Raw genomic sequence first — 6,635 nt, forward strand, 5'->3', positions numbered from 1 at the left:
GGGCACAGGGGTGCCCACCCTACGCCCACCCGGCATCGGACTACCAGACATGACATCGCGTGCGCCCTCGACCGACCCTCTTTGTAACTGCCTCGCCCTGCGCCAGGCGTCGCGCTACGTTACCGGCATGTACGACCAGGTGCTGAGCGAGGCCGGCCTGCGCATCACGCAGTTTTCCATCCTGTACACCTTGCTGGGGTTGGGGTCGATGACGGTCAACCAGATGTCCACCCAACTGGTCATGGACCGCACGACCCTCACGCGCAACCTCAAGCCGCTCGAGCGCGACGCGCTGGTGACCACCGGCCCCAGCGAGCATGACAAGCGCGAGCGCGTGATCGGCCTGACACCCGCCGGCAAGGCCAAGGTCAAGGCTGTGCTGCCGCTGTGGYGCCGTGCCCAGGAGACTTTTGAACGGAACTTCGGCAGCGAACGCGCGGTCGAACTGCGGGCGTTGCTGCGCGCCGTCGTCGAGACGGGCATCCACGAACTCCACGACAGCGGCGCAGACCCATCCTGAGTTTTTACGACGCGCATGGCCGCGTAGCATGCAATTTCCAAAATACGTGTATATACTCCTATTTGCCGTGTCCGTTCGCCGCTTCCATCACCCATCCAGAAGGAGTCATCATGTCTGCTCGTGAGATTGTCCTGTGTGCCCCCGTCCGTACCCCCGTCGGTGCGTTCAACGGGTCTTTGAAATCCATCCCCGCCGTCGAACTGGGCGCGACCGCCATCCGTGCCGCCATCGCGCGCGCGGGCATCGCGCCGGATGCCATCGATGCCGTCCTGATGGGCAACGTCATCCAGGCCGGCAACCGCATGAACCCGGCGCGCCAGGCCGCGATCCACGGTGGCGTCCCCGTCACCGTCCCGGCCATGACCCTGAACCGCGTGTGCGGCTCGGGCGCGCAGGCCATCGCGTCGGCCGCGCACGAGATCCTCGCCGGCGAAGCCAGCGTCGTGCTGGCCGGCGGCATGGAAAACATGGACCAGGCCCCGTACCTGATGCCGCAGGCGCGCTGGGGTGCGCGCATGGGCCACGCGCAGATCTACGACAGCCTGCTGCACGACGGCCTGAACGACGCGTTCTCGGCCCAGCACTCGGGCTGGCATACGGAGGATCTCGTGAAGGAGGTCGACATCAGCCGCCAGGCCCAGGACCGCTGGGCCGAGCGCTCGCAACGGCGCTTCGCCGAGGCGCAGGCGGCCGGTGCGTTCAGGGATGAAATCGTCGCCATCGAGATCGCCGGCAAGCGCGGCGTGCAGGTGTTCGACACGGACGAAGCCAACCGTCCGGACACCACCCTGGACACATTGACGAAGCTGAAACCGGCGTTCCGTCCGGACGGCACGATCACCGCCGGCAACGCGCCTGGCCTGAACAGCGGCGCGGCCGCCGTCATCGTCGCCGACCGTGCGACGGCCGAGCGCCTGGGCCTGCAGCCGGTCGCGCGCCTCGTCGCCTCCGCGGTGGCGGGCGTGGAGCCGGGCATGTTCGGCCTGGGCCCCGTGCCGGCCGTACAAAAGGCGCTGGCGCGCGCCGGCTGGGGGATCGGGGACGCCGACTGCTACGAGATCAACGAAGCCTTCGCCGCCGTGCCGCTCGCGGTGGCGCGCAAGCTGTCGCTGCCGGAAGACGTGATCAACGTCGAGGGCGGCGCGGTCGCGCACGGCCATCCGATCGGTGCGACGGGCGCCGTGCTGACCGTGCGCCTGCTGCACGCGATGCGTCGGGGCCTGGCACGGCGTGGCGTCGTCACGCTGTGCATCGGCGGCGGGCAGGGGATCGCGCTGGCGCTCGAGCAGGTGTGATCAAGCCTGGCGCAGCCTGTACGTCATGTAGCTGAGGTCATGGCTGACCCCCGCGATCCTGAGCATGTCCGCCACGCGGGCGACCGTCGTGAAGCCGGCGCGTGCATACAGTGCGCAGGCCGGCAGGTTGTCCGACATGACTTCCAGGTCGATCCAGCCGATGTCGGTGTCGGCGCGCGCCCAACCGGCGGCCGTCGCGAGGAGGCGCCGGCCCAGGCCGCGCCGGCGCCAGACGCGGTGCACGCCCATGCCGAGCATGGCGCGGTGCGTGGCCGCCGGTTCGGGGCGGGCGCGCAGGTCGATGTGGCCGGCGATGTCGCCGTACGCGTCGATGGCCAGCCACAGGCGGCGCCAGCCCGGTTGGCCGACGGGGATGTCGATACCCTTGATGAATGCGATGCGCAGCCCGGCCGGCAGCCGCGGCTGGCCGGGCGCCACCGGCTGGAACAGCGGCGTGTCGTCGGCGCCGTTGTCGCGCAGGTGGTCGTCCAGGTAGGCGAAGAAGGGCGCCAGGTCGGTTTCATCGGCCTGGCGGATCGTCAATGCCTCTTTCTTGTCCATCGATGCGCTCATTGTCGTGATCAAAGCGCCCTTGCGATCAGGATTTTCTGGATGTCGCTCGTGCCTTCGTAGATCTGGCACACGCGCACATCGCGGTAGATGCGCTCGACGGGGAAGTCGGCCACGTAGCCATAGCCGCCGAACACCTGCATCGCCGACGATACCACACGCTCGGCCATCTCGGATGCGAACAGCTTGGCCATCGCCGCTTCCTTCAGGCAGGGCAGGCCGGCATCCTTCATCGATGCCGCATGCAGGATCAGCTGGCGCGCGGCCTCGATCTGCATCGCCATCTCGGCCAGCCGGAACTGCACAGCCTGGTGGTCGAAGATCGGGGTGCCGAAGCTTTCGCGTTCCTTCGCATACGCCAGCGCGGCCTCGAACGCGGCACGCGCCATGCCGACCGATTGCGATGCGATGCCGATGCGGCCGCCCTCCAGGCCGGACAGGGCGATCTTGTAGCCTTGTCCCTCTTCGCCGATCAGGTTCTCCGCCGGGACGCGGCAGTTGTCGAATACGATCTGCGCCGTGTCCGACGAATGCTGGCCCATCTTCTGCTCGATGCCGGCGACGATGTAGCCGGGCGTGTCCGTCGGTACCCAGAACGCGCTGATGCCTTTCTTGCCGGCCGCCTTGTCCGTGACGGTCATGACGATGGCGACGTCGCCGTTCTTGCCGCTCGTGATGAACTGCTTGGTGCCGTTCAGGACATAGTGGTCGCCGTCGCGCACGGCGGTCGTGCGCAGCGCGGCGGCGTCGCTGCCCGTGTGCGGTTCCGTCAGCGCGAAGGCGCCCAGCAGGTCGCCCTGGGCGAGCGGCCGCAGCCAGCGTTCCTTCTGTGCGGCGTTCGCGTACGTCATCGCGATCGAGCACACGGGGCAGTTGTTGACCGAAATGATGGTGGAGGTGCCGCCGTCGCCGGCCGCGATCTCTTCCAGCACCAGCGCCAGTGCCATGTAATCGAGGCCAGCGCCGCCATACTGCTCGGGCACGGCCACGCCGAACGCGCCCAGCCGGGCCAGTTCCTTCAGCTCGTCCTTCGGAAAATGATGCTCGCGGTCCCAGCGCGCGGCGTTGGGGGCGAGACGCTCTTGCGCGAAGGTGCGCAGGGCGTCGCGGATCATCTGGTGTTCTTCGCTCAGTATCATGTTGTGGTGGGGCCTTCCCAAACCTACTGCGCGTTGCATTTCGGCGGGGGCGCCTAGCCCTGCGATGCTCGCTGTACCGTAAGTACAGCTGCGCTTCTCGGACTACGCGTCCCGGACGAAACTGCCGCCGCTCGCTACGGTTTGGGAAGGTCCTTTAGCATTAGTGGGTTATTAAAAAATCTTCTACCAGGGGATGGTCGTGCCGTCGTAATTGAGGAAGGTGCCGTTCTGCGCCGGCGTCGCGTTGGCCAGCGTCGCGCGCAGGCCCGTCACGCTCTTCTCCACGGTGAGCGTGGCGCCGGGGCCGCCCATGTCGGTCCGCACCCAGCCCGGGTGGAACGTCAGGCAACAAGCGCCCTGCGGGCCATACGTCAGCGCGGCGTCGGCCAGCACGGAATTCAGCGCGGCCTTGCTGGCGCGGTACAGCGAGCCCTGGTTGCTCGTGCGCCCGCCGATGGAACCCATGCGCGACGAGATCACGGCCAGCTTGCCGCGCGTCGTGGCGACCAGCGGCGCGACGATGGGCAGCAGCCGCATCGCGGACAGCACGTTCGTGTGCATGACGGTGTCGAACTCCTGCCCGGTCGGAAAGCCGGCGTGGTCCGGGCCGTACACGCCGGCGACGAGCCAGGCGGCGTCGATCTTTTCGTCGTCCAGCTTCCAGCCCAGCCCACCGATCGATTCGGCATTGGTGACGTCGACCTGGTGCGCTTCGGCGCCGAGCCGGCGCAGGGCCTCGCAATCCGCGGCCTTGCGCGCGGTGGCGATGACGCGCCAGCCGTCGGCACGGTATTGACGGGCCAGTTCGTGGCCGATGCCGCGCGAGGCGCCGACGATGAGAGCCGTAGGCATCAAGTTCTCCTTGAGATGGGTAGGGTGGGCGGGGAGGCAAGGCTGGGGGCCTTGCCTCCGCCCACGCGTTCAACGCGCGCATGAATGAATACGACGTTTATTCACGCGCCGGTTGAACGCGTGGGCACGGGGTGCCCACCCTACCCGAAAACGTCCGTAATCGGGAAAGTCGCCGTAGGGTGGGCACCCCGTGCCCACCAAGCGTTTGCGTACCGCATGCGTTTGGTGGGCGGAGGCCGCCCACCCTACGATCAAACCATCTCGATCGCCATTGCCGTGGCTTCACCGCCCCCGATGCACAGCGACGCCACGCCGCGCCTGCCGCCCGTCTTCTTCAGCGCGCCCAGCAAGGTGACGATGATGCGCGCGCCCGATGCGCCGATCGGGTGGCCCAGCGCGCACGCACCGCCGTGGATGTTGACCTTGCCGTGCGGGATGTCCAGCTCGTTCATCGCGGCCATCGGCACGGCGGCGAAGGCTTCGTTGATCTCGAAGAGGTCCACGTCCTTCGGCGACCAGCCCGTTTTCTTGAACAGCTTTTGCAGCGCGCCGATCGGTGCGGTCGAGAACTGGTCCGGCTCCTGTGCGTGCGTCGTGTGCGCGACGATGCGGGCGAGCGGCATCACACCCAGTTCCTTTGCCGTCGATTCGCGCATCATGACGAGCGCGGCGGCGCCGTCGTTGATCGACGACGACGACGCGGCCGTGATGGTGCCATCCTTCCTGAAGGCCGGGCGCAGCGTCGGAATCTTGTCGACCCTGGCCTTGACGGGGCCTTCGTCCTTGTCGATGATGGTTTCGCCCAGGCGGCTGGCCACGGTCACGGGCGCGATCTCCCACCGGAAAGCGCCGGACTCGGTGGCGTTCTGCGCGCGCTTGACGGATTCGATCGCGAACGCGTCCAGCTGCTCGCGCGTGAAGCCGTATTGCGCCACGCATTCCTCGGCGAACGTGCCCATCGAGCGGCCTTCGCCCGTCTTCTCGTTGCGCGAATACGCGTCTTCGAGGCCGTCCAGCATCATGTGGTCGAACATCATGCCGTGGCCGATGCGGTAGCCGCCGCGCGCCTTCGGGATGAGGTACGGGGCATTGGTCATCGATTCCATGCCGCCCGCGACGACGACGTCCGCGCTGCCGGCCTTGAGCACGTCGTGCGCGAAGATCGCGGCCTGCATCGCCGAGCCGCACATCTTCGACAAGGTGACGGCGCCCGTCGACAGCGGCAGGCCGGCCTTGATCAGCGCCTGGCGCGCCGGGGCCTGGCCCTGGCCGGCCATCAGGCAGTTGCCGAAGTAGACGTGCTCGACGAGGCCCGCGTCGACGCCGGCGCGCTCGACGGCCGCCTTGATCGCGACGGCGCCCAGGTCGCTCGCGGATTTCGAGGCAAAATCGCCCTGGAAGGCGCCCATCGGGGTACGGGCGGCGCCGACGATAACGATTGGATCATTCATTGTGTAAGGTCTCCAGATAATGTGGTTGCGGCGAGGGTAACGCCGGAGTCGTTGGGTCCGCGTGATGGAAGCGGATGTGCTGCGGATAGGGAAACACGTCTTCGATTTCGCCCGCCAGGATGCGGTCCTTGTGGGACTCCCACCAGACGCGCGTCAATAGTGCGGCATGGTGTTTCATGAACGCCGCGCGTATCTTTGGGTTTGCGAGCAGGAAGCGCGCAAACTGTTCGGGGAACACGTCATGCTTGCCGATCGGGTACCACGGCTCGGCCGACATCTCGTCTTCCTCGTTACGCGGCTGCGGGATGTCGCGGAACTGACAATCGGTGAGGTACTCGATCTCGTCGTAGTCGTAGAACACGACGCGGCCATGCCGGGTGACGCCGAAGTTCTTGTAGAGCATATCGCCTGGAAAGATGTTCGCGGCGACGAGGTCGCGGATCGCATTGCCATACTCGAATACGCCGTGCTCGACGAGGCTGTCGTTACCGCTGCGCTGGGCGTCATCCAGGAAGATATTCAGCGGTACCATGCGCCGCTCGATGTACAGGTGCTTGATGACGACGTGGCCGTCTTCGATCTCGACGAGCGAAGGCGCGTACTGGTGCAGTTCGGCCAGCAGTTCCTCGTCGAAGCGGGCCAGCGGAAAGGCCACGTCCGAGTATTCCAGCGTGTCCGCCATGCGGCCCACGCGGTCGTGGTGTTTCACCAGCAGGTATTTTTCCTTGATGCGGGCGCGCGTCGTGTCTTTCGGCGGCGGATAGAAATCCTTGATCACCTTGAACACGTAAGGAAAGGAGGGTAGTTC

At 66.8% G+C, this 6,635-nt stretch carries 7 protein-coding genes; 2 read left to right on the forward strand and 5 right to left on the reverse strand.

Translation table 11 applies throughout. The features are described from left to right. Positions 1-49: 49 nt before the first annotated feature. Positions 50-520 carry a MarR family winged helix-turn-helix transcriptional regulator gene (locus tag AC1DYX_RS25795; protein WP_477264183.1) on the forward strand — a complete coding sequence of 157 codons (471 nt, stop codon included), beginning with the start codon at positions 50-52 and terminating at the stop codon, positions 518-520. Positions 521-630: 110 nt separating this feature from the next. Then, complete coding sequence (locus AC1DYX_RS25800; RefSeq protein ID WP_477264186.1) at positions 631-1,815, forward strand: thiolase family protein; 1,185 nt, start codon at positions 631-633, stop codon at positions 1,813-1,815. On the opposite strand, the gene AC1DYX_RS25805 is transcribed toward AC1DYX_RS25800, so the two are convergent. From AC1DYX_RS25805 to AC1DYX_RS25825, 5 genes are all read right to left on the reverse strand, one after another. After that, complete coding sequence (locus AC1DYX_RS25805) at positions 1,816-2,376, reverse strand: GNAT family N-acetyltransferase (protein WP_477264187.1); 561 nt, start codon at positions 2,374-2,376, stop codon at positions 1,816-1,818. It lies immediately after the preceding gene. Between the two features lie 20 nt (positions 2,377-2,396). Further along, positions 2,397-3,524 (reverse strand): acyl-CoA dehydrogenase family protein, encoded by a 1,128-nt coding sequence (locus AC1DYX_RS25810; RefSeq protein ID WP_477264189.1) that lies wholly within the window; start codon positions 3,522-3,524, stop codon positions 2,397-2,399. 183 nt (positions 3,525-3,707) lie between these two features. Next, positions 3,708-4,376: an SDR family oxidoreductase gene (locus AC1DYX_RS25815; protein ID WP_477264191.1), complete on the reverse strand. Its 669-nt coding sequence runs from the start codon at positions 4,374-4,376 to the stop codon at positions 3,708-3,710. A 251-nt stretch (positions 4,377-4,627) separates the two neighbouring features. Then, positions 4,628-5,827 carry an acetyl-CoA C-acyltransferase gene (locus tag AC1DYX_RS25820; protein ID WP_477264193.1) on the reverse strand — a complete coding sequence of 400 codons (1,200 nt, stop codon included), beginning with the start codon at positions 5,825-5,827 and terminating at the stop codon, positions 4,628-4,630. Continuing rightward, positions 5,820-6,635 (reverse strand): isocitrate dehydrogenase kinase/phosphatase-domain containing protein (locus AC1DYX_RS25825; RefSeq protein WP_477264195.1); only part of this gene is annotated, 816 nt, incomplete at its 5' end. The genes AC1DYX_RS25825 and AC1DYX_RS25820, both read right to left, overlap by 8 nt.

The organism is Massilia sp. P2_C2 (assembly GCF_056404615.1).